General features: G+C 68.7%; 16 protein-coding genes, 1 tRNA gene and 2 pseudogenes. 10 read left to right on the plus strand and 9 right to left on the minus strand.

Annotated elements, in window-relative coordinates:
• Positions 1–53: 53 nt before the first annotated feature.
• From wecC to BKH20_RS10470, 9 genes and pseudogenes are all read left to right on the plus strand, one after another.
• Complete coding sequence (gene wecC / locus BKH20_RS10435; RefSeq protein ID WP_075391010.1) at positions 54–1,361, plus strand: UDP-N-acetyl-D-mannosamine dehydrogenase; 1,308 nt, start codon at positions 54–56, stop codon at positions 1,359–1,361.
• Positions 1,343–4,552, plus strand: coding sequence for a CDP-glycerol glycerophosphotransferase family protein (locus BKH20_RS10440; protein ID WP_075391011.1), 3,210 nt, complete (start codon positions 1,343–1,345; stop codon positions 4,550–4,552). The genes wecC and BKH20_RS10440 overlap by 19 nt, the downstream gene beginning before the upstream one ends.
• Before the next feature lie 264 nt (positions 4,553–4,816).
• Positions 4,817–5,209 carry a glycerol-3-phosphate cytidylyltransferase gene (gene tagD / locus BKH20_RS10445; RefSeq protein ID WP_065363115.1) on the plus strand — a complete coding sequence of 131 codons (393 nt, stop codon included), beginning with the start codon at positions 4,817–4,819 and terminating at the stop codon, positions 5,207–5,209.
• Positions 5,210–5,376: 167 nt separating this feature from the next.
• Positions 5,377–5,640: pseudogene (locus BKH20_RS14960) on the plus strand (tetratricopeptide repeat protein); the annotation flags it as partial.
• A 416-nt stretch (positions 5,641–6,056) separates the two neighbouring features.
• A pseudogene (locus BKH20_RS14965) lies at positions 6,057–9,335 on the plus strand (CDP-glycerol glycerophosphotransferase family protein); the annotation flags it as partial.
• Positions 9,335–11,179: a glycosyltransferase family 61 protein gene (locus BKH20_RS10455; protein WP_081381691.1), complete on the plus strand. Its 1,845-nt coding sequence runs from the start codon at positions 9,335–9,337 to the stop codon at positions 11,177–11,179. The pseudogene BKH20_RS14965 and the gene BKH20_RS10455, both read left to right, overlap by 1 nt.
• Positions 11,176–13,101 (plus strand): glycosyltransferase, encoded by a 1,926-nt coding sequence (locus BKH20_RS10460; RefSeq protein WP_075391032.1) that lies wholly within the window; start codon positions 11,176–11,178, stop codon positions 13,099–13,101. The genes BKH20_RS10455 and BKH20_RS10460 overlap by 4 nt, the downstream gene beginning before the upstream one ends.
• Positions 13,098–15,494: a hypothetical protein gene (locus BKH20_RS10465; RefSeq protein ID WP_075391013.1), complete on the plus strand. Its 2,397-nt coding sequence runs from the start codon at positions 13,098–13,100 to the stop codon at positions 15,492–15,494. Before BKH20_RS10460 ends, BKH20_RS10465 begins: the two co-directional genes overlap by 4 nt.
• 29 nt (positions 15,495–15,523) lie before the next feature.
• Complete coding sequence (locus BKH20_RS10470; RefSeq protein WP_256693142.1) at positions 15,524–16,738, plus strand: glycosyltransferase family 2 protein; 1,215 nt, start codon at positions 15,524–15,526, stop codon at positions 16,736–16,738.
• Between the two features lie 50 nt (positions 16,739–16,788).
• Here BKH20_RS10470 and BKH20_RS10475 read toward each other — a convergent pair whose 3' ends face one another.
• Genes BKH20_RS10475 through BKH20_RS10500 form a run of 6 tightly spaced genes read right to left on the minus strand, consistent with a single transcriptional unit; the run spans position 16,789 to position 23,533 of the window.
• The gene (locus tag BKH20_RS10475; RefSeq protein ID WP_075391015.1) at positions 16,789–17,565 is read right to left on the minus strand and encodes a DUF6270 domain-containing protein; all 777 of its coding nucleotides are present in this window, start codon (positions 17,563–17,565) and stop codon (positions 16,789–16,791) included.
• Between the two features lie 2 nt (positions 17,566–17,567).
• Positions 17,568–18,605 (minus strand): ABC transporter ATP-binding protein, encoded by a 1,038-nt coding sequence (locus tag BKH20_RS10480; protein ID WP_075391016.1) that lies wholly within the window; start codon positions 18,603–18,605, stop codon positions 17,568–17,570.
• A complete protein-coding gene (locus BKH20_RS10485; RefSeq protein ID WP_075391017.1) occupies positions 18,592–19,506 on the minus strand; it encodes an ABC transporter permease in 915 nt (304 codons plus the stop codon). The genes BKH20_RS10480 and BKH20_RS10485 overlap by 14 nt, the downstream gene beginning before the upstream one ends.
• Entirely contained in the window at positions 19,503–21,221 is a 1,719-nt protein-coding gene (locus tag BKH20_RS10490) for a glycosyltransferase family 4 protein (protein WP_075391018.1), read from the minus strand. The genes BKH20_RS10485 and BKH20_RS10490 overlap by 4 nt, the downstream gene beginning before the upstream one ends.
• Positions 21,214–22,488, minus strand: coding sequence for a glycosyltransferase family 4 protein (locus BKH20_RS10495; RefSeq protein WP_075391019.1), 1,275 nt, complete (start codon positions 22,486–22,488; stop codon positions 21,214–21,216). The genes BKH20_RS10490 and BKH20_RS10495 overlap by 8 nt, the downstream gene beginning before the upstream one ends.
• Before the next feature lie 4 nt (positions 22,489–22,492).
• Positions 22,493–23,533 carry a glycosyl transferase family 4 gene (locus tag BKH20_RS10500; RefSeq protein WP_075391020.1) on the minus strand — a complete coding sequence of 347 codons (1,041 nt, stop codon included), beginning with the start codon at positions 23,531–23,533 and terminating at the stop codon, positions 22,493–22,495.
• A gap of 951 nt (positions 23,534–24,484) precedes the next feature.
• Here BKH20_RS10500 and tagD (BKH20_RS10510) point away from each other — a divergent pair.
• Positions 24,485–24,904 (plus strand): glycerol-3-phosphate cytidylyltransferase, encoded by a 420-nt coding sequence (gene tagD, locus BKH20_RS10510; RefSeq protein ID WP_070661734.1) that lies wholly within the window; start codon positions 24,485–24,487, stop codon positions 24,902–24,904.
• Positions 24,905–24,911: 7 nt separating this feature from the next.
• Here tagD (BKH20_RS10510) and BKH20_RS10515 read toward each other — a convergent pair whose 3' ends face one another.
• The 3 genes from BKH20_RS10515 to orn all read right to left on the minus strand — a co-directional run bounded on the left by BKH20_RS10515 (position 24,912) and on the right by orn (position 26,787).
• Positions 24,912–25,772 carry a polysaccharide deacetylase family protein gene (locus tag BKH20_RS10515; protein WP_075391022.1) on the minus strand — a complete coding sequence of 287 codons (861 nt, stop codon included), beginning with the start codon at positions 25,770–25,772 and terminating at the stop codon, positions 24,912–24,914.
• A 209-nt stretch (positions 25,773–25,981) separates the two neighbouring features.
• Positions 25,982–26,057: transfer RNA gene (locus BKH20_RS10520), tRNA-His, on the minus strand.
• Positions 26,058–26,175: 118 nt separating this feature from the next.
• Positions 26,176–26,787: an oligoribonuclease gene (orn, locus tag BKH20_RS10525; protein WP_075391033.1), complete on the minus strand. Its 612-nt coding sequence runs from the start codon at positions 26,785–26,787 to the stop codon at positions 26,176–26,178.
• Positions 26,788–26,888 lie beyond the last annotated feature (101 nt).

Here is a 26,888-nt window from a genome sequence, read left to right on the forward strand (position 1 = left end):
GAGCAGCGTCCCCGGGGAGCTCCCCGGGGACGCGAACGAATGCATGGAGACTCATGACTGACACGACTGAAGTAGCCGACGTCGCGGTCATCGGGCTGGGGTACATCGGCCTGCCCACGGCAGCGGTCCTGGCCCGCGCCGGGCTCGACGTCGTCGGGGTGGACCGGATCCGGGAACGTGTCGAGGCCGTCAACCGTGGAGAGCTTCCCTTCCTCGAGGAGGGGCTGGCCACCGTGCTGGCCGAACAGGTCGAGGCCGGCCGCCTGCGCGCCCAGATGGAGACGCCCTCGGCACGGACCTACATCATCGCGGTGCCGACCCCGTCGATGGGCTCGGACCACGCGGCCGATCTGTCCCTGGTGGAGGCCGCTACCAGGCAGATCGCCCCTCGTCTCACAGGGGGAGAGCTCATCGTCCTGGAGTCGACCTGCCCGCCCGGTACCACTCGCGCCCTGGCTGAGGCGATCGGCTCGATGCGCCCGGACCTGTCCACGGACGGCAGTGGCGCACGGCCCCAGGTGCATCTGTCCTACTGCCCCGAACGCGTGCTGCCCGGGCGCATCATGACGGAGATGGTGACCAACTCCCGGGTCATCGGCGGCCTGACCCCCGAGGCGTCACGCCTGGCCAGAGACCTGTACGCCACATTCTGCGCCGGCGAGCTGGTCCTGACCGACGCCACCACCGCCGAGATGACCAAACTGACGGAGAACTCCTTCCGTGACCTCAACATCGCCTTCGCCAACGAGCTGGCCCTTGTCTGCGAGCGGGTCGGGGTGGATGTCTGGGAGCTCGTCGACCTGGCCAACCGCCATCCGCGGGTGAGCATTCTGCAGCCGGGCCCCGGCGTGGGCGGCCACTGCATCGCCGTGGACCCCTGGTTCCTGGTGTCCAGCGCTCCGGAGGAGACCCGGCTCATCCGCACGGCCCGCCAGGTCAATGACTCCCGGCCGGCCCACTACGTCGGGCGCATCCTTGAGGCGATGGAGCCCTTCTCCTCGCCGATCGTGGCGGTACTCGGCCTGACCTTCAAGGCCGATGTCGATGACCTGCGCCAGTCGCCGGCGCTTGCGATCACTGAGCAGGTGGCCGCCGCTGCGCCCCATGCCCAGGTCCTGGTGGCCGAGCCGCACGCCAAGGAGCTCCCGGCGTCTTTGGCGCGGTGGGACAACGTGCGGCTGACCGGGTGGCGGCAGGCCGTCGAACAGGCTGATGTCGTGGCGATGCTGGTTGGCCACCAGGAGTTCGCCGACCTTGATCCGCACCTGCTCGAGGGGCGCAGCGTCATCGACGCCACGGGGTTCTGGCGCGCCCGAGAGCCCCAGCTGACGGGTAGAAGGACATGGGCGGCAGGCGTCTGAGACGTCTCATCGGTGCGGCTGTGCGCGGCGTGCACCGGCCCCGACTCAGCGTCATCGTCCGAGCAGCGGGGGCCGGTCCTCACCTGGAAGGGGCCATCCGCTCCGTACTCAACCAGACCTTCAGGGACCTGGAGGTCCTGGTCGTCGTCGGTCCGGGGGCCGATGCGCTCAGCTCCGGTGAGCAGGTGGCCACCGGCCTGTCCGCCAGGGACCGGCGCGTCCGGGTCGTGTCCTGCGACCGGGACGATATCCGGGGCGCTGGCCCGGATGGCTGGCTGGATACCGCCCTGAAACGAGCCAGGGGAGGCCTGGTCACCGTTGTTGACGGTGGGGACGGACTTGTCGGCGGTGCCTGCCAGTCGATGATTGAGTGCCTGGAGCGGTCGGGCTCCGACGTCGTCGTCGCGCGCTCGCGGTCCTTGACACCGGCAACCGGGGCCGGGCCGGGGGCGGGACCTCCCCGCGCGCCTCGTCTCGCGCAGCCGCCGGCTCGGGTGCCCGAGGCGGTTGAGGAGCTGGTGGCCGGCGCGGTCATGGCGCGCCGAAGGCTGTGGGCACCGCCGAGACGGCCTCGAGTGCTCCGCGCCCCCGCCGTGTCACTGCCCGTCAGGGCCCTCGCGGTGCTTCTGGCCGCGACCCGGATGGACGTCCTGGATGAGGAGGCCTACACCTGGCGCGCAGGCTCTGCGGCCCGTGGCCTCAGTGCGGACACGGATCCCGTCGGCCTCCTGGCGGAGGTGGACGCCTTGGCGCAGCTGGCCGCCGACGCCCCGGAGGCGGTGCGTCGGAGCCTGGTCGCCGGACGCCTGAGTCGGGACCTGGTTCGTCTGGCCGAGGCCGCTCACCGGGAGGGGCCCGACTTCTCCAGCAGGCTGCGCCGCATTGCGAGAAGGGCGCTCGCCGACGCCGACGACCTCGTGTGGGAGGCGGTCGGGCTGCTCGACCGACTCGTGCTGTGGCTCCTCATCCAGGACGAGCCGGCCGGCGCCGTGGAGCTCGAGGAGCTGATCGGCAGACGCTGCGAGGACCTAGGCCACCTTCCCCTGACCATCGAGGCGGGCACCGTGCGCCCCGAGCCTGCTCTCCTGGAAGGGGCCCCGGTGCCCCGCCGACTCACCGAGATCCGGGACGCCGACTTAAGACTGCACGTCGGTGTCGACGCGGTGCGCTGGCTGGGCCCCAGGACCCTGGAGGTACGCGGATGCGCCTGGGTCTGGGGGCTCGACCCAGGCCTGATCGACCGCCCGACCGTCGAGGTGGTCGATGAGACCGGACGAGTTCGAGGCCGCGCCCAGGCTGATCGCTGTGAGGCCCCCCGAGCCGACCTGGAGGCCGGCGACCCGTGCCGCTCCTACCTCACCTCGGGGATCGTGGTGCGTCTGCAGGTCGAAGCGGGCCGCCCCTCCTGGTTCCGGGTGGTGACCCGCGTTGCCGGGCGAGAGGTGCGGGCATGGATGCCGCAACCGGCTGGCTCCAGCAGGAGGCACCTGGCGCCGCCGGAGACCGGGCAGCATCTGGAGGCGCGCGGTCAGCGGGGGCTGCTCCAGGTCGCCCCGGCGCCGAGCGGGATCCGGGGGAGCAAGGCGCGGCCCGGCGGGGAGATCGACGTCGTGCTCCTCTGCGCGCGTCTGGACACTGACGCAACGCTGGAGCTGAGCGGAACGGTGGCGCCGGCCCCGGATGGGCTGGATATCGTCCTGGGCGGCAGGGCCGCCGAGGCTCGGGCGATGACGGTGCCGGCCGTCCTGGCCCCTGGCGGCGGCTGGTCGGCAAGCATCGATCTGGCTGATCCCGACATCGAGCTGGCGACCTACCCGCTGAGCTGGAGCACCGTATCGCAGGACGAGCCCGGCAACCGGATCAAGGGAGCCTGCCTGGTCGGAGAAGGGATCGACGGTCCGGCCACCGAGGTTCCCATCGCCGCGGCGCCCACTAGCTGCGCGGCGGAACCCGATAGCGACGTCACCGGGGCGGATGCCGGGCGCCCGGCGCGCCGCGCGCGGCTCCTCACCCGCACGGACGGCTCCGTGGCCGTTGCTGTCATCCCTCCGCTGACTCCTGGCGTGCGCTCACGACGGGGCCACCGGCTCCTCATCGAGCGCGAGGCGGGCCCCCTGAGACCGGGAGTGTTCCTGGAGTCCTTCGGTGGACGCAGCGCGGGAGACAACCCGGCCGCCATCTGCGAGGACCTGGCGGCCCACGGCGTGGGAGCACCCCTGTGGTGGTCGGTTGTCGACGGGACGGTTCGCGTGCCGGCGGGCGCGCGCCCCGTCGTCGTCGGATCCCCGCAGTGGGTGGAGGCGCTGCGCACCTCACGTGTCATCGTCACCAACGACCACCTCCCCTCCTGGTTCTCCAAGCGTGAGGGCCAGTACCTGCTCCAGACCTGGCACGGCACTCCGATCAAGAAGCTGTTGCACGACGCGCCGAGAGCCGTCACCCTGAGATACCGGCGACTCATGGACCGCCAGGTTCCCCAGTGGGACCTGCTGCTGGCCCAGAGCCCGCAGGCTGGTCGGCGCCTTCAACAGGCACTGGGATACCGCGGGCCGGTTCGGGTGGGGGAGTACCCCCGCAACGTGAGGCTGCTCGGAGGAGCTGAAGTACGGCGACGGGTGCGCCACGAGCTCGGTATCGCTCCGGGACAGCCCGTCATTCTCTACGCCCCGACCTGGCGCGAGAGCCTGCGGCCCTCGACGGGTGCTGCCGGCTGCGCCGCCGCGCACGGGCCGGGACCTGTGGGGGCGCTGGACGGGCCGCGTCTGGCTGAGCTCCTCGATGCGGTGGTCTTGATGCGCAGCCACCACATGAACCGGGCCGGATGTGTCCCAGGGATGATCGATGTCAGTGGGTACCCGAGTGTCGAGGAACTCATGCTGGCGGCCGACATCCTGGTCTCGGACTACTCGAGCATCTTCTTCGACTTCGCTTTGACCGGGAAACCGGCAGTGGTCTATGCACCCGACCTGGCCTCCTACCGAGATGTCGAAAGGGGCCTGTACGGTGACTGGCCCCTGGGCTCGGGGCTGCCGGTCGCCGCCGACCACGATGAGCTCGCATCCCACCTGCAGCGGCTCCTCGGCGACATCGACGTCGCTGAGGGGCGCTACTCCCCACTGGAGGTGGATCCCGCGCCGATCCTGGACAACCTCACGTGGATCCGGGGATGGATCGCTCGTTTCCTGAGCTGATAAGCGACCGGAAGGGCGGATGAACATCGCCTCTCAAAAAAACTGGAAAGAAAAATTGTGACGAGAGTGTGAGAGTGAGGGAAAGGTGAGGTGGAACTCTCTGTGATATTCGACGGCGAATGTCGGGTGTTTCGGCGGCATATCGGTATCGCATCGATTCTATGACATCTTCGATTGTGGTTCTCGGGGTGGGGAATACTCACGGTGGTTTGTCTGGAGTGTTGTTGAGGACGAACCTCGAACGTCCAAACAGGAAGTGACCCCATGAAGCGCGTGATTACCTATGGCACATATGACCTGCTCCACTATGGTCATATTGCGTTGCTGAAGCGTGCGCGAGCGCTGGGGGACTTCCTGATGGTGGCCCTGTCCAGTGACGAGTTCAATGCCGGAAAGGGCAAGCAGGCCTACTTCTCCTACGAGGAGCGCAAGGTGATGCTCGAAGCCATCCGGTATGTCGATCTCGTGGTGCCCGAGATGACCTGGGGGCAGAAGACCGAGGATATCGCCAAATACGGTATTGATGTCTTCGTCATGGGGGACGACTGGAACGGCGAGTTCGACGACCAGCTCAAGGGTCTGTGTGAGGTCGTCTACCTCCCGCGGACTCCCGAGGTCTCAACGACTCGGATCAAGAGTGATATGCGCCTGGGCTGAGTGGTGCGCTGAGCGGCGGCTCGCTGTGCGGGCTGTATCGAGGGGTGAGCGGAGACCTGGATCGAGGCTCGCTGCACGTTGCGTCAACAGGCGTAGGATTAAATACGCGTAATGTTCATACTGAAATAAGGGCGACTATCATGAGTAAGGATGCTGTTCTCAGAAAAATGGGGCGTGCCGTTTCCGGCCGCCTGCAGCTGCCGGCCACCACCCGGCTGGTGCGCTATGCCGCCGCCAGGGAGTACGAGGACGGTAACCTGGCTGAGGCAAAGCGTCTGTATGAAAAACTCTCTGAGAGCGGCCACGACACGGCCAGCCGGCTGCGGTTGGGAGTCATCGCTGAGCGTCAGGAACGGTTCGAGGCGGCCTTGAGGACCTACACCGAGGTGGCCGACCGCGACCCCTCCTGCGGAGAGGCCTTCTACCGTGCCGGCTGCCTCCTCAAGCGTCAGGACGATCCGGAGGGGGCCTCCGTCTTCTTCTCGCGGGCCCTCTCCTCGGGGGTGCGGGACCGGCGCTACTCGGAGAATCTGCTCGCTTGCCTGCCCGTGAGCACCCCGCAGTGGCAGCGCCTGGAGGTTCTGCTCTCCGGACTGCCGGAGCACGAGAACGACGCCGCCTGGCTGCGCAAGCTTCTTCAGGCTCAGCTTCACCTGGGGCTCAACGGGCCGGCCAGGTGCACCCTGGACGTCCTGGCCGACATCGATGAGCTCAGCGCGCAGGAGCTCTTCGAGCAGGGGGTCATCGCCCACCGTGAGGGTGATCGGGCCTCCGCCGCCACCAGCTTCGCCGCCGCCTGCAAGGCCGCCGGAGGAAAGGCCTGCAGCAAGGGACCGGCCCAGTTCGCGTGCTCCCGGGGAGACTGGAGGCTGGCGGCCGAGCTCTTCGAGATCTACCCGGGCGAGGGGATGACGAGGGTGGAGCGGGCCTACGAGCTGGCCTACTGCCTGGACCGTCTGCGCGAGCACGAGCGGGCACAAGGACAGTACGCCCTGGCCGCCTCACTGGACACCGGCAACGGGAACACTCTTTACAAGCTGGGACTCGCCTCGGAACGTGTCGGCGACCTCGCCACCGCGGAGCGCTCGTACCAGGAGGCCTTGCGGACGCTCAAGAAGCCCGCACGCAGTTGGTGGAACTATCGCCGTGGGGTCTGCCTGGCGAGGCTGGGACGCCACGACGAGGCGCTGGCCTCCTTCTGGGCCTACCTGGGGCCGGCCCCGCGCAGGCTGGCATCGGTGTCCAAGCAGCTGGCCAGCACGGGCTTCCTCGACCTGGTCCGCGCGAAGAGCACACCTCCGCCTCGGCAGCGGCCGGAGGACCTGGTCGAGTCCACCATCGGCGACGTCATGCTCGGCCTTCACCAGGCTCTCGGCTCCCGCGACGCTACGGATGATCCCGGTGCCGGTAAGGCGATCCCGTCCGCCGCAGCGGGTCAGGCCGCTCAGTCCATCCGGCATGTCCTCCCGCTGGTTCTCAAGGGGGACCGGAATCACCGCCTGGTCCTGGCCCAGCTGGCCCAGGACGCCGGGCAGGTGGAGCTCGCCTGCGAGATCCTCGAGCAGGCCGAGGAGTTCGGCTGCAAGGACGGGCTGGACCCACGGGCCTATGGACGCACCGCGACAGCCGCTCGCAACATCCGCTACGCCGAGGCCCTGGAGGTCCTTCCCGTCAGCCCCCACCTGGTGCTGTGGGAGTCCAACCACGGCGCCTCGATCGGCTGTCACCCCCTGGCCATCTTCCGGTGGATGGTGAACCGGCCGGAGTACTCCCACCTATTGCACGTGTGGGCCGTCAATGACCTCGGTGCCATCCCCGCGGATCTGCTGGGGCGTCGCAACGTCGTCTTCGTCCCCCTGCACAGCACCGAGTACATGCAGTACCTCGCCACCGCCGGGTACCTCGTCAACAACGTCTCCTTCGCCCCCTACTTCGTGCGCCGCCGCGAGCAGCGCTACCTCAACACCTGGCACGGCACCCCCTTCAAGACCCTGGGACGGTCCATGCGGGGAGGCCTGCTCGACTACGAGAACCTGCAGCGCAACTTCCAGCTGAGCACCACGCTCATGGCGCCCAATGAGCTCACCCGATGGGCGCTGGTCGAGGACCACGATCTGCTCGACGTCTACCGGGGCCGCACCATCATCACCGGTTCCCCCGTCTGGACACCTCGCTGACGACGAGCGCTCAGGACCGCAAGGCGCTGCGGGGGCGCCTGGGACTGGCTGAGGACGATGAGCGCCGTCTGGTCCTGTTCGCCCCCACCTGGCGCGGCGGCGTCAGCAAGCGGGAGCTGGACCGCGAGGCCCTGGTCGCCGACCTGACCGCCATGGCCTCCCGCGACGACGTGCTCGTGGTCTACCGCGCCCACCGCCTGTCCGAGAAGCTGCTGGCCGGCGTCGATCTGCCGGTGAACGTCGTGCCCAAGGACATCGACACCAATGAGCTGCTGGCCGCCGTCGACGTCCTGGTGACCGACTACTCCTCGATCCTGTTCGACTTCCTGCCCCAGAAGCGCCCCATCGTGCTCTACATGCACGACATCGAGGAGTACCGGGCCGAGCGGGGCCTGTACCTTGATCCCGCGGAGGTCCCCGGGCTGGCCTGCTACGACCGCGGCGAGCTGGCCTCAGCCATCGGGCGAGCCCTGGACGGGGAGGGGGTCGCCCCCCAGGAGGCCCTCGCCCGCTACTGCCCCTACGAGGACGGGCGGGCCTCGTCGCGCCTGGCTCGAGCCTTCTTCGACGACGACCTCGACCACGGGCAGCGGGCGATCATCAGGGACCATGCCCTTGACTCGCCGCTCGGCGACGGCGCCCGTAAGCGCCGCACCCTCCTGTTCCACGCCTCCATGATCCCCAACGGGATCGCCTCCGCCCTCCTGGCCCTCCTGGAGGCGCTCGATCCGGCGCTCTACTCGGTGAACCTCATCGTTGAGCCCTCCGTCCTACGCGACAACGAGGACCGTCAGGAGATCTTCCGACGCCTGCCCAGCCACGTCCACGTCATCTGCAAACCCGGGGCCGCGCCCTGGCGGATCCACGAACGGGCCTGCGTCAACGACTTCGCCCGCCACCCCGACGCCTTCACCTCGCAGAGCTTCTGGGACTGCTACTGGGCCTACTACGAGCGCGAGACGCGCCGCATCCTGGGCGACTTCGTGCCCGACGCCGCCATCGAGTACGACGGCTACGCCGAGACCTGGGTCTCGCTCATCGCGGCCTGGGGGCGTCGCGGATCGCGTACCTCCTGCTACCAGCACAACCAGATGGACAACGAGTATCGGGACAAGTACCCGGGCCTCAGGCGCGTCTTCGCCCTCTACGGAGATGTCGACGCCGTCGTCGCCGTCAGCCCGGGACTGGCCCGACACAACCGCAGCGGGCTGGCCGGGCTGGGCATCGACCTCTCCCAGCGCCAGGTCTCGGCCCGCAACCTCCTTGACGTCGAGCGGGTCCGCCTCGGGGCGCAGGCACCCGCCCCCGAGGCCTTCACCGCGCTGAAGAACGAGCACGACATCGTCCTTGCCACCATGGGGCGGATGTCGATGGAGAAGAACCAGGCGGCTCTCATCGAGGCGCTCGCCCTGCTGCGCGAGCAGGACGGCACCGAGGGCGGCACCGCTCAGGGGCTGAGCATCGGCCTGGCGATCGTCGGTTCCGGGGTGCTCGAGGGGACCTTGCGGGCCAGGATCGACTCCCTGGGCCTGTCCGGGCACGTCACGCTGCTGGGACAGATGGACAACCCGTTCCCGGTCCTGGGCGGAGCCGATCTGTTCGTCCTGCCCTCCCTTCACGAGGGGCAGCCGGTCACCCTGCTGGAGGCGATGACGCTGGGAACCGGGGTCGTGGCCTCCGACCTTCCGGGCAACCGGGAGCTGATCGCCCTCGGATACGGGGTTCTGTGCGGAACCTCGCCTCAGGACATCGCTCAGGCGATCCGCAAGGCTCTGGCCGATCCCCGTCTTGCCCACGGAGACTTCGACGTTCAGGAGCACAACGCGCATTCACTGCGGGACACCCTGGAGGCGGTGCTCGGCCCCGAGGCGCTTCACCAGCAACCCAAGGGGAAGTCGGCTTCCAAGAGGCGGCGGCGCAAGCGTGCGGCCTCGCGAGGGACGTCCGCATGACGTGCCCCCACGGGTCACGGCCCGCAGCGGCTCCCCGGGCAATGGCCTCCTCCTCGATGCCGGCCGGCAAGCCCTCAGTGGAGCTGGAGGAGGTCCTGCAGCACGTTCTGCAGGGGCTGGGCGGTGGGGAGGACACCAAAGCGGCGCCGCGTGTCGCCGTACTCGTGGACCGCCCTCAGCCCCACCTGAGCAACTGCATCGCGCTGGCGCTGGGAGCGCGCGAGCTGATCGTCTACACGATGCAGGAGAAGCAGGACGAGCAGGACGGGAGCCCCGGGGCTGAACCGACGGCGAGCTCCGGTCTCATCGGCCTCGCCCGGGTGGTTCCCTTCACGAACCAGATCGACCTGCACCAGGCCCTGGCCACTCATGGTCGGTTCGACGTCCTCGTGGACGCCCTCACCCACAGCCCCGGCATGCGCGCCTTGGCCGCCCAGCTGTTCATCGGTATTGTCCGCGACGGCGGGTACTACGTCGCCATCGACGGCGCAGCGCTGGGCGAGAGCTCCAACACCGCTGAGCTCGTCACCCGAGCCTCGCGCAGTCTCGCCGTCCTGCACGGCGCCAAGGGGGCGCTGAGCGGGGACGAACGGGCCTACGGCGAGCAGGTGGCCGCACTGACCGTCCTCGATGGCGGCGTCGTGCTGCGCAAACGAGGAGACGGCTTCGTCAAGCTCCGATACGCCGAGACCCCGCCGATCCTGTCCGCCCGCTACGGCGAGTCCTGGGGACGTCCGCTGGAGATCCTCCCCGCCCGGGTCACCCCGCTGGAGGTCATCGGCGTCACTAACAACCGGGGGCTGTGCGCCAAGCGACTGCCGCGCGAGAACCGGATCCCCGAGACCTCGGTCCTGGAGTACCGGGACGTGTGCATCGCCCCCCGCCAGGTGCTTGTCAAGGATCATCTCCTGCTGCCCAACACCTTCCGCCTGGCCACGACCAAGCGACTGGTCAACACGGCGCTGAAGGAGCTCAACCACTACTACGCCGCGCCCACGGTTAACACGGAGTCGGCCCCAAGGCTCGGAGGAACCTTCTTCCACCTGGACCTTGAGTACAACCGGCACTTCGGCCACTTCATGACCGAAGCGGTCCCACGGCTCTACGCCTGGGAGCTGGCGCAGGCGACGCACCCCGACATCCGGATCCTCACCAACAGCAGGGCTGACCGCGGCCGTCCCCCTGCCTACCAGCGCATCCTCCTGGAGGCCTACGGCATCGACGACGACCAGGTCGAGGTCATCACCTCCCCGGTGACGGTCGACGCCCTCGTCTGCGCCATGTCCCTCATGCAGAACGGGCGATTCGCCGACCCGCGCCTGGCCCGCACCTGCCACCGGCTGCGCGACGGCCTGCTGGAGCGATCCGAGCCCAACGCGAAGCCCCACCGCAGGCTCTTCATCTCCCGCAAGCCCGATATGTGGCGCGAGTGCCTCAATCGTGACGAGCTCGAGGAGCGCTTCACCCGCAGGGGCTTCACCATCATCCGGCCCGAGGGCCACTCCATCGTCGAGCAGGCCCGCATGTTCTACGAGGCCGACGTCGTGGCCGGGTACATCGGCTCCGCCCTGTACAACATCATGTTCGCGCGCCGCCCGATCGACGTCATTGGTTTCATCAACCAGTCCTACCTGGCCACCAACGAGTACCTCATCTGCTCGGCGCTCGGCCACCGCCTGCACCTGTTCTACGGTGACGAGATCACCGACGGCAGGGAGAAGGACTGTGAGGGCCGGGACCTGGGAGTCACCAACCGGGACTACGTCTTCAACGTCGAGCGCGACGGCGACCAACTCGACGATCTGCTCGACTCCCTGGACGAGACATGGGGGGAGTCATGAGCTCGCCGGAGAACCGCACCTCGCCTCGGACAGCCCCCGAGCTGCGCCGCGCCCTGTGGCACCTGCGCCACTCCGGGGTGACGGGGCTGCGTGAGCACCTGCGCCGTCGTCGGGCCACCGCCTGGGCCCGCCCCCGCAGGCGGGCCTTGAGGAGACGGGGCCGGATGCTCCTGCCGGACTGGCCCCTGCCCTTGCCGCAGGAGACCGGGCCGCGTCACGACGTGACCGTCGGGGTGATCGCCGATGAGTTCACGGCGCTCGCCCTGGACTACGAGTGGCGCTCGGTGCCCCTGACCCCCGCCGGCTGGCGCGAGCAGGTCGAGCAGACCCCCATCGACCTGCTCTTCGTAGAGTCCGCCTGGCACGGCAACGACGACGCCTGGCGCTTCCAGGTCATCGGCTCCCAGGGTCCCTCGGGCCACCTCAGGGACATGGTCACCGCGCTGCGAGGCCAAGGAGTGCCGACGGTCTTCTGGAACAAGGAGGATCCCGCCCACTACGACGAGGCCATCGAGACCGCCCGCCTCTTCGACTGGGTCTTCACCACCGATGAGGCGATGGTGGAGCACTACCGGCGAGACCTGGGGCATGACCGCATCGGGATCCTGCCCTTCGCCGCCCAGCCCGCGATCCACAACCCGATCCGCCTGCTGGACGAGACGGGGCGCCCCGTACCCCTGAGGGATGTCGCCTTCGCCGGCACCTACTTCGCTCACAAGTACCCCGAGCGGCGCGCGCAGATGGAGATCGTCCTGGGCGGCGCCCACGACGTCTCGGCACGCCTGCCCCACGGGCTGGACATCTTCTCCCGGTACCTCGACGGTGACGACACCTACCAGTTCCCGCCTCCCTGGGACTCCCACGTGCGCGGCAGCCTCACCTACACCCAGATGCTCAGCGCCTACCGCGCTTACGCCGTCTTCCTCAACGTCAGCTCCGTGGTGGACAGCCCCTCCATGCTTCCGCGCCGCGTCATCGAGGTCCTGGCCTGCGGCACTCCCGTGGTGAGTACCCCGACGCCGGCCACCGACCGCCTTCTGCCCGCAGGAGCCCTGGCCAAGGTCACTGACCGGGCTCAGGCCGGGCACACCGTGCGCGCGCTCGTGACCAACCCGGTCCTTGGGGAGTACATGACCTACCTGGCGCAACGGGAGATCTGGAGCCGGCACACCTACAGCCACCGCGTAGAGACCGTGCTGCGATCCATCGGCATGGGGGAGCGGGCCAGGTGCAGGCCCACCATCGCACCACTGGTGTCCACCATCCGGCCCGAGCAGGTCGACCACGTCATTGAGACCCTGGCCCGCCAGCAGCAGGTGACGATGGCCCCGGTCATCCTCACCCACGGCTTCACCGCCCCGGCCGCCAGCAGGGCCCGCGCCCGTGAGCTGGGCCTCGAGGTCGACTGGGTCACCGCTGAGACCAGCACTCCGTTAGGAGGCTGCTACAACCTCATGCTCTCGCGAGTCGAGGCCGACTACATCGCCAAGATGGACGATGACGACCTCTACGGCGATCACTATCTCTTCGAGTCCCTCGCTGCGGCCGACTACGCCCGTGCCGAGGTCGTGGGCAAGCACGCCCACTACCTGCACCTGACGGGCCCGGACCTGACGGTGCTGCGCTTCGCCGACTGGGAGCACCGCTATACGACTTTCGTCTCCGGGCCGACCCTGGTGGCTCGGGCGGACCTGGCGCGCGAGGTCACTTTTCCCGAGACAACTACCGGGGAGGACACCGGTTTCCTTAATGACTGCACACGTGCCGGGGCCCGTATCTATTCGGCCTCCCGATTCGGGTTCGTCCAGCGGCGAGGGACGACTTTCGGACACACCTGGGACATCTCCAACGCGGAGGTGCTGGCTACGTCCACCATTAGTCATTGGGGACCACCCCACGAAATGGAGATGCCCACCTCATGAACGCCCGCAGTACCGAGACCTTGCACGTCATCATCATCGGTTCCGCAGGTGGTCAGGACACACTCGACTCTCTTGACCAGGACTCGCCTGAAGGCGGGATCGTCCCCATCGGCTGCCCCGATCCGGCGGGCCTGGGCCAGGTTCTGCGCCCCCTGGCCGCAGGGACCCGAGTCCTGCTCCTCAAGGCGGGAGACAGGGTCGAGCCGGGCTATGTCACCTCATTGGCCCAGCCCGGCACTGGCAACGCCGTCGTCCTCACACCGACCGTGACCATCCGCCCCGACGGCACCCGCGACGAGCGGCTGCAGTGGCGCTTCAATCACGGCAGCCGCACCGCTGACCTGACCGTCGAGCCCCACATCTTTCCGGACACCGTCAGCGGAGCGGTGCTCACCATCCCCCGCCACGGCCTGCAGGACTGGGACGGATCGGGAGTCCTCCACGGCGTGGACGACGCCGTCGGCGCTGAGGCCACCGCCGCTGATGACGAGAACACCGCCCTGAGCGGGCTCATCGCCCACATCGTGGCCACCGGTAACCGGCTGGGTCTCCACGACGGCCCGGCCGTCATCCGCCGCGCTCCCAAGCCTCCCGGACCCTGGGGAAGGATCGACCACTACCGCCACCTGCTGGGCACGGTGCTGCCGACGTGGCTGCAGGTCGGAAGCCCCCCACCCGCCTGGGTCCACCAGCTCATCATCCACCGCCTCATCCAGGTCACCGACGCCGATCGTGGACTGCGCTACCCCTCGGCGGGGCTCACGGCCGCCGAGCGCGCTGAGGTGGCCCAGCTTCTGCGCGCCGTCACCCGACGCGTCCCCGCTTCCCAGATCGATGCGTACTGTTCCACGCCGCTGGCCGTGGGCCGTCGTACCGCCCTGGTCGCCATGGCCGCCGGCCCCATGCCGGCCCCGATCCTGCCCTCGGGGCGCAGGTTCCGCAGCGACCAGAAAGCCACCTACTTCTACACCGGTGACATGCCCCAGGAGCAGTGGAAGGTGGATGGCGCCTGGGCCCAGCCGACCAGTGCCAAGACGGTCGATCACCGCTACTTCGACGACGTGGTCCTCCACGAGCGCATCGTCTGGCTGCCCAAGGGCCAGATCACCGCCGTCATCAACGCCCGGGAGCTTCCCGTGGCCCCCTACCGGGGCAGCCCCAGGCCGCCTCAGACGCCTCCGGGTCGAGGCCGCCCGCGAGCAGCCTCATCCGGGCTGCGCCGGCGCCTGGCCCGGCTCCTGCGTCACAGCCAGGCGCAGGAGAACCAGCGGGCCGGCGGCACCTCACCGGTCCCGCAGGCTTCTTCCGCAGCCGCCTCCGCGACCTCTTCGGCGCCCACCCCGTACACCGCCTCATCCCCCTCCGACTGGCCCCGCACCTGGCTCTACATGGACCGTCACGACAGCGCCGGCGACAACGCCGAGCCGCTGTACCGCCATGCCCGCACCCACGCTCCCAGCGTCCGGCACATCTTCGTCATCGAACGCAGCTGCCCGGACTGGGAACGCCTCGCGCAGGACGGCTTCGTCCTGCTGGACCCGACCGGCCCCGGATTCGACGCCGCCTGGAGCGGTGCCGAGACCATCCTGCTGTCCGACATCGGCGACCCGCTCATCGCAGGCCGCCTCACCGGTGCGGGCGTCGGCCCCGACCAGCGCCTCATCTTCCTCCAGCACGGCGTGACCATGCGCGACATGTGGCGCTGGTTCAACGGCGTCCGCATGGACGTCGTCGTGTGCGCCACCGCAGCCGAGCAGGCCGGGCTGACGGCCGACCACACCTCCTACACCCTCACCGACCGAGAGGTCTGGCGCACCGGCTTCCCCCGCCACGACCACCTCCACAGCCTTCTGGGACGCGAACGCGACAGCATTCTGCTGGCCCCCACCTGGGATCCGGAGGTCTCACGCGCCCTGGAGAGCGACCCCGACGCCGTCGGGCTCCTCAGCACGCTCTACCGGCCCTGGCTCGAGCTGGCCGCGGGCCTGACCCAGGACGGTCACCGCACCGTCCTGTTCGCCCATCCCAAGCTGGTGCTGCACGCACCCGAGTGGTTCAGGGCCCTGGGCGTGCCCGCTGTCACCGGCCGCGACCTGCCCGAGACCCTGGTCCGCTCCTGGGCGGTCGTCTCTGACCGCTCATCCGTCCTCGACGAGGGCATGGTCGCAGGCTGCGTCGGCATCGTCTGGGACCCCCGAGCACGGCCGGACACAGATCGCTATCGCATCCGTCACGAGGCCATCGGAGCCATCGGCGTCGACACCTCCGCACAGGTGCATCAGGCGGTGGAGGACGTCGTCGCCGGCCGGCTCACCGCCCCCGAGGACCTCATCCTGCTCGACGCCGGAGCCTGCGCCCGCCTGACCGCGCTGCTCCGACGCGACGTGATCTGATGCGGGCCCCGGTGCCGGGGACCCCGCCGATGCGCCGCCGCACGCCCCTGGTCAGCCTCATCGTTCCCGTCTACGGGGTGGCCCCTTACCTGCCCCGCTTCCTGAGCTCGCTCGACGCCCAGGACCACCCGCACGACCGTCTCCAGGTCGTGCTCGTCCTGGACGGGGCCTGCGACGACTCACCGCGGGTCTGCCGGAGCTGGGCGAGGCGAACCGACCTCGACGTCGAGGTCGTCGAGACGGACAACGGTGGACAGGGCCGTGCTCGAAACCTCGGGATGGGACGGGCCCAAGGGCAGTGGATCGGCTTCCCCGATCCCGATGACTGGCTCGCCCCCGACTTCCTCACCCGGCTCCTGGCCGCCAGGCGCCGCGGCGACGTCCTCCTGGCCGGGCGCACCCTCATCCACCAGGGCGGCGCTGAGATCCCCCACCCCCTCGACTTCCGCCTCCAGGGCGGGACAACCCGGGTCGACGCCGCCCAGCAGCCGCAGGCCATCCAGCTCTCCGTCCACGAGTGCCTCATCCGGGCCGACCGGGCGCTCGCGGCCCGGTTCCCCGAGGACCGCGAGGCACCCACCTTCGAGGACGCGCTCTACCTGGGACGCATCCGAAGCCGCTGGGGCCGGATCGTCTACGTGCCCGAGGCCGTCTACCACTATGACAAACGGGGCTCAGGGGACTCCGCGGTCCAGACCGCCTGGTCGAGGCCGGGCCGCTACGTCGCTCAGATGCGCACGCGCTATCACGCCCTTCTCGATACCGCCGGTGACGCCCCCTGGGCCCAGCAGACGATCCTGTACGACCTGGGCTGGTACTTCGGGGTCGTCGACGCCGGCCGGATGCCCTCCGAGCCACCGGGGCTGGGGCAGGAGCACGCAGCCGAGATGCGCAGGCTGGCGCAGCGCCTCGACTCCGAGCAGATCCTCCGCAGCCCGTGGGGGAACCTCGGAGCCCGGGACCGGGCCCGCCTCCTGCTGTGGAAAGGCCGGCCCGAGGTGGCGGTCGTGCGCGACGGCGAGGTCACCGAGCTGTGCACCGCCGAGCCTGCCGGCCGGCAGGCGGAGCCCCTGGGTTACGCCGGGACCAACGTCGGCTGGGTCCTCACCGGGGTCGAGGCGGCGCAGTGCTACTCCGGCACAGACGTCCCCCGCATCCCCCTGTGGCCCCGCCGGCCACGGCTGGCTGAGCCTGGCCCGGCCAGGACGGTGCGCCTTCGCAGGCTGCTGCGGCGGCCTCGCTGAAGCGGGCCGGTCCCAACCGGCCCGACGCCGCCTGCTGCACGCGGCGCGGCTCAGAGCGCCGGGGCGAGGCTGCGCGATGCCAGGGCGATCTCCAGCTCGTCGGCGACCCATGAGTACAGGGAGGCGGCGTAGTGGAAGGGGGCGGCCCCCCAGCGGTGCGCGTCGTCGGCCACCACGAGCTCATCGGGCACCTGCAGGATCCGCAGGTCGGTCTCCTGGTAGACGAGGTCGATGTAGCGGGTCATGACCCAGTTGGCCTCCATGGCCGTCTGCCCCCAGCTCGGGACGGTTGACATCCCCGAGGTGGTCCGCGTCGCCCAGGGAACGTTGATGAGGATCGTCCGCCTCGCCAGGTCGAGCCGCTCCAGGAGGGCGTGGAAACGCAGCAGGGCGGGGCGCCACAGGTGCAGGTGCTCGGCCGTCCCCAGCTCGAGGAACCTGGCGGGAAGCCCCTCGTAGAGGCCGGCCGTCAGCGCCTCGGTCGAACGCGTCAGGAAGGCCCCGGGGGAGGTCTCCAGGACTCCGAGCCGCTCGTCGGTCAGGTCCCACAGCAGGAGGTCGGTGTATGAGGCGACGGCCGTCAGCTGCGCCTCCAGGTTGCCCACCATGTCGGACAGGAAGGACCGGCGGGCGAAGGACGATCTGAGCAGGGACAGATCGAGGTCCCCCACGTCGGCCGGGCGCCCCGCGCTGATGAGGGACTGACGGGCGATGTAACGCTCCACGCTCCAGCCCCGCTGCTCCATCTCGCTGGCCACGTCCCTGGCCACGCAAGAGCCGTAGACCGTGATTCGTCCTGCTGTCATCGTGTTTTCCTCACTGTGCATGGTCATACTCCTCGAGCGTGTCGGTAGGGCAGCGTGCGGCTCTCCGAGCGTTGGATCCGCACCTCCGCCGGTTTCCACTTCTCCCGGCACTCGGCCAGGATCGTGGCGGCCTTGTCCGGCTTGTTCTTGGCGATGTTCCAGGACCACCAGCGGTAGTCGTGGGCGATCTGGGGCCCCGGGCCATCACCGATGAGCTCGCCATCCATGAGCCACAGCGCCCGGGTGCACATCTCCTCGATGACCTGTGCGGCATGGTTGACGATGAACACCGTCCCGGCGGCGCACCGCAGCTCGGTCATCTTGTTCTCGCTGCGCTCCTTGAACGCGGCGTCACCGGTGGACAGGGCCTCGTCGATGAGGAGGATGTCCGGGTTCGCCGCGGCGGCGATCGCGAACCGCAGACGCGAGGACATTCCCGAGGAATAGGTCTTCATCGGGCGGTAAATGGCCTTCCCGATCCCGGCCAGCTCGATGACCTGCGGAATGATCGTCTCGATCTGCTGGGGAGTCAGCCCCATGGCCAGGCATCCCAGGCGCACATTGCGCTCGCCGGACAGCTCGGGGACGAGGGCCGCATTGACTCCCAGGAGCACCGGGGTGGAACGGGCGCTCACCGTTCCCGAGGTCGGCGTCTCCAAGCCGCCCATGACGCGAAGCAGTGTGGACTTCCCCGCGCCGTTGCGACCCAGGATCCCGATCGACTCCCCGGCGCGCGCCACGAAGGAGATCCCCTTGAGGGCCTCGACCCTCACGTTGGGCCTGTGTCCCGTCAGCCCCAGGACGATCTTCCGCGCCACGGAGGCGGCGCGCAGATCCTCGACGTCCGTGGAGGGCGCCCGGTAGCTCACCCGAATGTCGTCGACGACGACGGTGGCGGTGCCGATGCCGGCCTCGTGACTGTCGGCCGCGGTCATGACTGCGGCAGACGAGTCGCCATCGGATGTCATCGTGACGATGGGGGAGGGCGTCGTCGTATCCCCCGGCTCGCCGGCCTGAAGGGTCGCAGACTCGTTCCTCAGTCCGGTCTCAGCGTTCGACACCGTAGGCCTCCTCCTTCTCCCAGAAGAACACGAAGGAGACGGCGGTCAGCCCCAGTGACCAGGCACCGAGGATGAGCCACATGCGCATCTGCGGGACGCGCTGGTACAGGATCGCGTCCCGATACATCGTGATGATGAGGTATCCGGGGTTGAGGTCCATGGCCCGCAGCATCAGCGGGTGATTGATGAACCGTTCGTAGGAGAAGAAGACACCTGAGGCGTAGAACCAGAACTGAGTCAGGAAGGGCCAGATGTTCCGCATGTCCGGGACCGTCGTCGTGATACGGGAGGCCGCCAGCGTCAGCCCCAGATTCAGAAGCACCTGAAGAGCCAGGACTGGGACGATGAGGACCCAGTGCCAGCTCGGCCAGGTGTGAGGGGGAAGGACCACCACGAGAACGAGGAGCGCGATCATCGGCGGGACCAGGTCGATCGTGCAGCGAATCGTGTACGACGCGGGCAGGGCGGCCCGAGGGAAGGAGAAGCCCCGAATGAGGTTCCTCCCGGCGACGATCACCTGGCTGCCGCCGGTGACCGCCCGCTGCAGCGGCGGGAAGAACGTGACGCCGATGACGAGGTAGCCGATGAAGTTGTCAATGCCGCGGCTCGTCTGCAGGAGCAGCCCGAAGACGAGGAAGTAGACGATCGCGTCGAGCATCGGCTTGGCGATGAGCCAGGCGTTCCCCAGGAAGGTGCCCCGTTGAGAGCCCAGGGCCTTGGCCCGGGCGTCGGCCCAGATGAAGTGCCGGCGCTGCCAGAGCTGGCGGATGTAGGCCACCAGCGGCGGGCGCCGTCCCACCGGGTAGAGCTCGCTGAGCTCGACGACGCTGACACTGACCTGCGAGCTTTGCCCCCAGAACGGCTGCCCATCGGGCCACGGGGTCCAGGACGCCCTGCTCATACCAGCTCCTTGTAGATCTCGGCTTGACGGACTGCGTTGCCGCTCCAGGTGGGCAGCGTCTGATGTGTTGGGGGCAGGAGCTCTCCAGCGGCCAGTCGGGTCAGCACGTGGCTGAGCGCCTCCACGTCGCCGGCCGGGAAGGACCGATTTGCTGATAGGGCGGTGATCTCGTTGAGCGCGGGAAGGTCGGAGGCCACCACCGGCCGACTCAGCGCCATCGCCGTCATCGGCTTGAGCGGTGTCACCAGCCGGCACACCGGTGTATTCAGCCTCGGCACGCAGAAGACGTCCAGGGCCTGGTACCAGTCCAGGGCCTTGGCGCGCTCCACCCGTCCGGGAAGGACACACGCCGAGGTCTCCAGCCCCAGCTCTCCAGCCAGGGCCACCAGCCCGGGACGGCTGACCCCGTCACCCACGACGGCGCACCGCACGTCGACCCCCCGGGCGCGGCAGAGTGCCACGGCCCGCACGAGCACGTCGAATCCCTCATAGCCCACCAGGGAGGAGACGCTGCCCACCCACAGGCCGTCGCGGGGCAGTCCCAGCCGTTGGCGGGCATCTGCCGGCGAGTACCTAGTGGCCTTAAGGGCCTCCTGGTCCACGGCGTTGGGAACGACCGTGATCCGGCTGGGCTCGACCCCCCGGACCGCGAGGTCCTCGGCCTGGACCCGTGAGAGGACGACGACGGCGTCGGCCCGCCTGGCCATCTCTGCCTCCTTGGCCCGTAGCAGCGCGAAGCGCTCGGAGCTCAGTGACTCGGCCTGCTGACTCACCGGCCTGGAGGCCACCCAGGTGCACTCCAGTACCCCGCGCATCTCGTAGACCCAGGGCAGGCCGTAGGAGCGGGCCACTGCCTGGGTGACCAGGGCGTTGACGTAGTTGGTGGTCGTGTGCAGCACGTGGGGGCGGAACGCCTCCACCTCCCGTGCCAGCAGGTGGCTCATCTGAGTCAGCCGGGCTATCGGTGCGGCCTGGGCGCGGGCAGGAAGAAGCCTCCGGTAGGTGACTGCGTCGACGACGTCGGTGGCCTGAGCCGCGGGCCTGCCGATGATGACGGGGTAACCGATGCGTGTCACCGCCCGCACGTCGATGCCGGCGCTGGACTGGGCCTGCAGGAGCGCGTGCGAGCGCACGGTGTAGCCGGACTGAGTGTGGGGCAGGGAGCTGGTCAGCAGATGAAGGACTCGCAGCGGTTCACCGGGGTCTGGGGCGGTCCAGCCCGGTGAGGGGGACAAGCGGGGCAGGTGGAAGCCCTGGCTCATCATGGCGAGCTGGGAACGCAGACGGGCCCACTGTGCCCCGGAGCCGGGCGCTGCCTCCAACGTGCTGAGCGCGGCGCTCAGGTGTCCGCGGGACCACAGGTCTCGCGCGCGCACCGCGGGGCTCAGGCCCTCGGCGTCAAGATGCCTGCGCTCGGCGGAACCGAGGTGGATCGCCATCTCGGCGGCGAGCCGCCGGCCCAGGGCCGATCGCGGTACCGCCCGACTCAGCGCGTCACCGGCGCAGTCCGGTCGGTCGGCGATGAATGCCGACAGCGCTCGGCGCACCTCGCGCTCGCCGGCCCCGATGCCGAGTGCCCGTGCGCTCCGGCCTCGCCAGGGCTCAGGCAGCCGACGTGCTCCCTTGAGGGCCAGGAGCATCGGATCCTCGACCAGCTGCCGGGTGGCGGAGGTGCTCAGCAGCACCAGGTTCCTCAGGATCTGGACGTCAGTCACCGGCCACCTGCCTCAGGAGGGACTCGTAGCGGTCGGTCATGGCCTCGGCGTCGGCGTGGTCCGCCAGCCAGCGCCGTCCACCCGCAACGTCCAGACGGCTGCGGTCAGCGGCCAGGGCGCACCACAGGGACGCCAGGGCCTGCGGGTCCTGCGGGGCGGTGACGTCGCCGCAGCCGGCGTCCTCCACGATGCGCCGGGCCTCACCGTCCACCGAGGCGCACACGTGCACTCCGGCGGACATGATCTCGTAGAGCTTGGACGGGACCGTCACGGACATGGCCGGCCAGTTCTGCAGGCTCACCAGGGCCGTATCGGCCCAGGCGTAGTGCTGATCCACCTCGGTCCAGGGCACAGCGGGGTGGATCTCCACGGGGGCCCCGAGCCTGCGGGCCAGGGTCGCGACCTCCTGGAGCTGAGCGCCGTCGCCGACGATCCGCAGTACCACCGGGGTGCCGTTGCGCTGAGCGATGTGCGCGGCCCTCACCGCGAAGCCCAGTCCCTGAGCGCGCCCCACTGTCCCCAGGTACAGCACCTTCAGGACGCCGTCCGAGCGGTGTCGGTCGGCACCTGTCCGGCCCGCCTGCACCGTGGCGCCGGTGTTGCGCACCGTCACTACGCGGCTTACCCCGCGGGAGCGCAGGACCTGGGCGAAGGAGTCCGTCGTTGTCACCACGGCCGCGGCCTCCCGCTCCAAACGGGTGATGAGCGGCGGTAGGAGGCAACGCGCACCCCGACCGACGACGTGAAGCCGGCGGGCTCGGCGGGCCTGCGCCACGGCCGTTGGGCAGTCGGGGGCCTGGGACCACTGCGCGGCCGATAGGAGCAGATCCGGCCAGGCGTCGCGCAGCTCCACCACGACCGGACGGTGCAGGACCCTGCCGACGGCGAGCGCAGCCGGGAGGGTGGGGAGCCCGGGAACCGAGCCGAGGACGACATCGGGGCGGTTCACTCCCCGGAAGCGCCCCACCCCCAGGCGCACGGAGTCGGCTGCCGCGACCATCTGATCGACGCCTCGTGCACACACGCCGCTGCTGTAGGGGCGGAAGATCGTGCGATGCACCATGGCTCCGGTGACGTCCCGCCTGATCGAGCCGGGCATGTGGGCCTGGCCGCCCTGCAGGAGATGACCTCCCGGGTAGTGGGGAGCCGGAGCCAGCACCGCCAGCTCGTGGCCCCGTGAGATCAGCGCCTTGGCCAGCCGGTTCCAGCGGTGTTGAGGAGCACCGACCTCCGGAGCCCAGTAGTGTGTGAGCAGAAGGATGCGCATGTCCTCACCTCGCCCGTCGAAGGGTGGGGAAGGGGTCGGGCGCTCCGACGATGGAGGGCATCCGCAGGTAGAGGATCAGGACTGCTGCCATGGCGACCTGGGACATCCAGAGCCGGCTGCCGGTCAGGAGGCTGCCCGCCGCCAGAGCGGAGCACGAGGCCGCGGCCAGGGTCACCAGGAGAGCCGATGCCCAGTGCGGCCATCCGGCGCACACCAGGCGCTGGTAGACATGAAGCCGGTGCGACTCGTACCAGCACTGACCTGCTCTCAGCCGCATCCACAGGGTGTAGCCGGTATCCGCCAGAAGCACGAGGACGGGGGCGAGCGCCGCCTCCACGGCCACACCCCGGGCGAGGCAGGCCGTGACGGCGAAGGCCCAGGCGCCGCCCAGAGCGTAGGAACCGGAGTCACCCAGGAACACCTTGGCGCGAGGCGTGTTGAATGGCAGGAATCCGAGGCAGGCTCCGGCCACCGAGACCATGACGAGTCCCAGCCCGGGAACCGGGGCGACGATCGCCACCTGGACATACCACAGGGAGGTCATCAGGGCGTGGCTGCAGGCCAGGCCATTGGCGCCGTCCATGAAGTTCGTGGCGTTGACCAGTGCGGCTGTGCCCACGCAGATCGCCGGGGTCCACCACAGTGAGACCTCGAAGGCGCTGTGCGCTACCAGCCCGAGCCCTGCGCCCAGGGCGAGCTGGAGAACCAAGCGAGTCCTGACGGACACAGACAACAGGTCCTCGCTCAGTCCGAGCAGCGCGAAGGCGAGCACGGTCGCCAGCCCCATGAGTGCGACGTCGACTCCGGTCATCGCGTGGACCGCGCCTCGCTGGTGCGCCGCAGCGAGGACGGCCGTCCAGGTGGCCAGCGAGGCGGACAGGACGATGGCGAGTCCACCACCGCGGGGAACAGGAAGCCGGTGGAGGGATCTGTCCCCGGGGACGTCAATGGCGCGGGCTCTCCTCAGAAGCGGGATCACGGCCGCGGTCAAGGAGGCGCTGACAGCTGCCGTCACGGCGAGCCCGCTCAGGAGCAGGGTGGTCATGAGGCCGCCTCCAGGGGCCGCCGTGCGTGAGCCCGCCATCTGAGTCGGAGCCGCCACTGATCCGTCACCGCGACGGCCGACCCGGCCAGGCCGGCGGTCCACGGAAGGAGGTGAACCTTCGTCGCGAGGTCGAGGAAGCAGGAACCCAGTGCGAACCCGGCCCCCGCGACGATGACGAACGGCATGACCCGCGTGGAGGCCCACGGCCAGTAGTGCCAGGTCACACACCAGGCGGTCATCTGAATGAGCGCGGCGGCCACGACCCCTATCAGGAGCAGGCGCGGATAAAGAATTCGATGCGTTGATAAGAGCGTCCTGATAAGGGTCGCTAGGAAGAGCCATAGTGCCCAGGAGGCGATGTCTCGACTCACCGCTGAGAAATCGGACGGGAGGCCGGGCGCTGAAGCCGCCATGGAGGGGACGCTTGAGGCGGTACGGGAGGGGGTGGCAAGGGGCCGGGCAGGAGCTACTGAGACCACTGGTGACCTCCGGTCTTCTGGGGCGGGAAAGGCCTGGGGGTGGCCTTCTTTACTAGCTTTCTTATAACGGTAGTTGTGTCGCAGAGTTGGAAAAGCGACAGTCGTCATGATTGGCTTGTCTGCAATCAGACTGTGATGTTCGAGGCTTATCGTGACGGTGCCGAAACCGCTCGTAATCGTTGTGATATCGCGGAATACCAGGGTTCTGTCACATGATGGCCTCAGCTTGTAGCGGCCCGGTGTGAGGAGTGGGCCGGCGGTTTCGCGCATTCATTGGGTTAAGTGATAGTGGGTGACGACCGACATAGTTGAAAGCCTGCTTCAGAGGGATAACAAGGGAATTTTGGGGGGTGCCTCGTGCCTAGACTTAGTGGCGAGCGCGTTCAACCGCCATACGCGCAACCAACGACAATGCCATCGATTCTTGTGTGATTCATACAAAACGATGGACCAACCCGCGAGGACAATCCTAATGAAACGCATCATCACCTACGGCTCCTTCGATCTGCTCCACTACGGGCACATCGAGCTGCTGCGCCGGGCCAAGGCTATGGGTGACTATCTCATCGTCGCTCTATCGACCGATGAGTTCAGCGCCTCCAAGGGGAAGCGCTCCTACTTCTCCTATGAGCAGCGCAAGGCGATGCTTGAGGCCATTCGCTATGTCGACATGGTCGTTCCCGAGCAGACCTGGAGCCAGAAGAGCCAGGACGTCGACGAGTACGGCATCGATGTCTTCGTCATCGGCGACGACTGGATCGGCACCTTCGACGAGCAGCTCGAAGGTCGCTGCGAGATCGCCTACCTCCCGCGGACCCCGGAGATTGGCTCCGTTCAGGGACGGCCGTGCCGCGAGAGTCGGGAGGACGCCCAGGAGGCTCTCGTGCGGTGAGCGCCCCTCAGACGTGACGATTGTGTCCGGGGCTGAAGTAGACGTCGTCGAGCGTGACAGTCTGCAGGGAGCGCTGACGCAGGATATCGATGATCTGACCGTAGACCTGAGTGACGGTGGGGAAGTTTGCGTGACCGATGACGATGTGCTGCGCGAGCAGCCACTTCTGCGCCTCCCCGAGAAGGACCTCCGGCGTGAGCAGGCCGGAGTCTCCGAAGGAGCCGTACCACATGGTCGTGGTCGTGTAGCCGACCTTGGCGCAGACCGAGTCGGTGTAGGAGCTGCGGCCGCCGTAGGGCGGCCGGATGAAGGGGGCGCCCGTGACGCCGTAGGTGTTGTGCAGCAGGTTCTCGCACTGGGTGAGCTCTTCGATGATCCCGCCCTCCGACAGCGTCGTCAGGTCGGGGTGCGTCCAGGTGTGGTTCGCCAGCTGAACCTGCCCGGATTCCACCAGGGGCCTCATCTTGTCCCGGTTGTCGGTCCAGCTCGGATAGCTGCCGGTGACGAAGAAGGTCAGGCGGACTCCTGAGTCCTTGGCGAAGTCCAGGTAGGCGTCCACGACTGAGGAGTCGACGCCGTCGTCGATGGTGATGGCCACGACGTTGCCGACGTTGTCCGGCAGGCCGGTGATGGGTGAGTCCGCCGGGCTGGGGGCGGGCAGTGGTGGAGGGCCGTCCTGAAGGTGGAGCGGGCTGAGGGAGGGGGTCGGTGAGGGCGTGGGTGAGGGGGACGGTGAGGCCAGGGGTGAGCCCTGCGCCGGGGGTGAGGTCGGTGAGGCGGAATGGGCTGCCTGCTGTGCGGTGTTGCAGGCGCTGAGGCAGCCTGCGGTTCCGGCGGCCAGGGCGAGCAGGAAGTCGCGGCGTTGCATGGGAGGGACTTTCTCGAAGGTGGGTTGTCAGGGCACCGAGCACCTGCTCCGCCGGCCGAGGCGGTGCAGTCAGGGAGCTAGCTGCCTGTTGATCGGGGCGCAGTGGAAAGGCTGGAGCCTTCGCTGTCAGCAGCATGCCTGCGCCACGAGGTGGCAGCGTCATTTGCTGCCGAGGAGGGAGAGGGGAGGACGGGATGATCCGCCATCAGTGGGGTGGCTGACGGGGTTTGAACCCGCGACCTCCTGGACCACAACCAGGCGCTCTGCCGACTGAGCTACAGCCACCATGTACGGCATCACCGCAACGAATCGGTACTGTATCCGCTCCTCTCCCCGCACACCAAACTGGACTCGGTGCACTACGTCACGTCCGGCAGGTGCGCAGAGGGCGCCGTCGCCCCGCTCACCTGGTGGGTGTGCGCAGGATCCGCTCAGCCGCGTCCTTGCACTCCTGGGAGCTCGGGCCCTCCCCGTCGGGGAACAGGACCTCGCGGTAGTAGCGCAGCTCGTCGATGGACTCCAGGATGTCTGCCAGCGCACGGTGCCCACCGACCTTCTTCGGCGCGTGGAAGAAGGTCCTGGGGTACCAGCGCTTGGCCAGCTCCTTGAGGGAGGAGACGTCCACGATCCGGTAGTGGAGGTGCTCGATGAGCTCGGGCATGTCGCGGGCCAGGAACGCCTTGTCCGTGCCCACGGAGTTGCCCGCGAGCTGGGCGGTACGCGGCTCGGGCACCAGGGAGGTCACATAGTCCAGGACCGTGGCGCGGGCGGTCTCCATGGTCACTGCGTCCTCCAGGGCGGTAAGGAGGCCCGAGGAGGTGTGCATGGTGCGCACGTAGTCATCCATCTGCTCCAACGCGGCGGCAGGAGGCTTGATGAGCACATCGATTCCCTCCGCCAGGGGCTTGAGCTCATAGTCGGTGACGACGACGGCGACCTCGATGAGCGCGTCGGCGCTCAGGTCCAGGCCCGTCATCTCACAGTCGATCCACACCAGCGGGTCAGAGGTTGTCATCTGCTTGCTCACGGGAGCCACTGTAGTCATCTCGGCGAGCTTCAGGCCCCTGGACCCTCCCATGGGAGTGGTGAGATTCGAGGCGCGATGGGCGCCCATGT

This window comes from Actinomyces oris (genome assembly GCF_001937445.1).
Taxonomy (GTDB): Bacteria; Actinomycetota; Actinomycetes; order Actinomycetales; family Actinomycetaceae; genus Actinomyces; species Actinomyces acetigenes.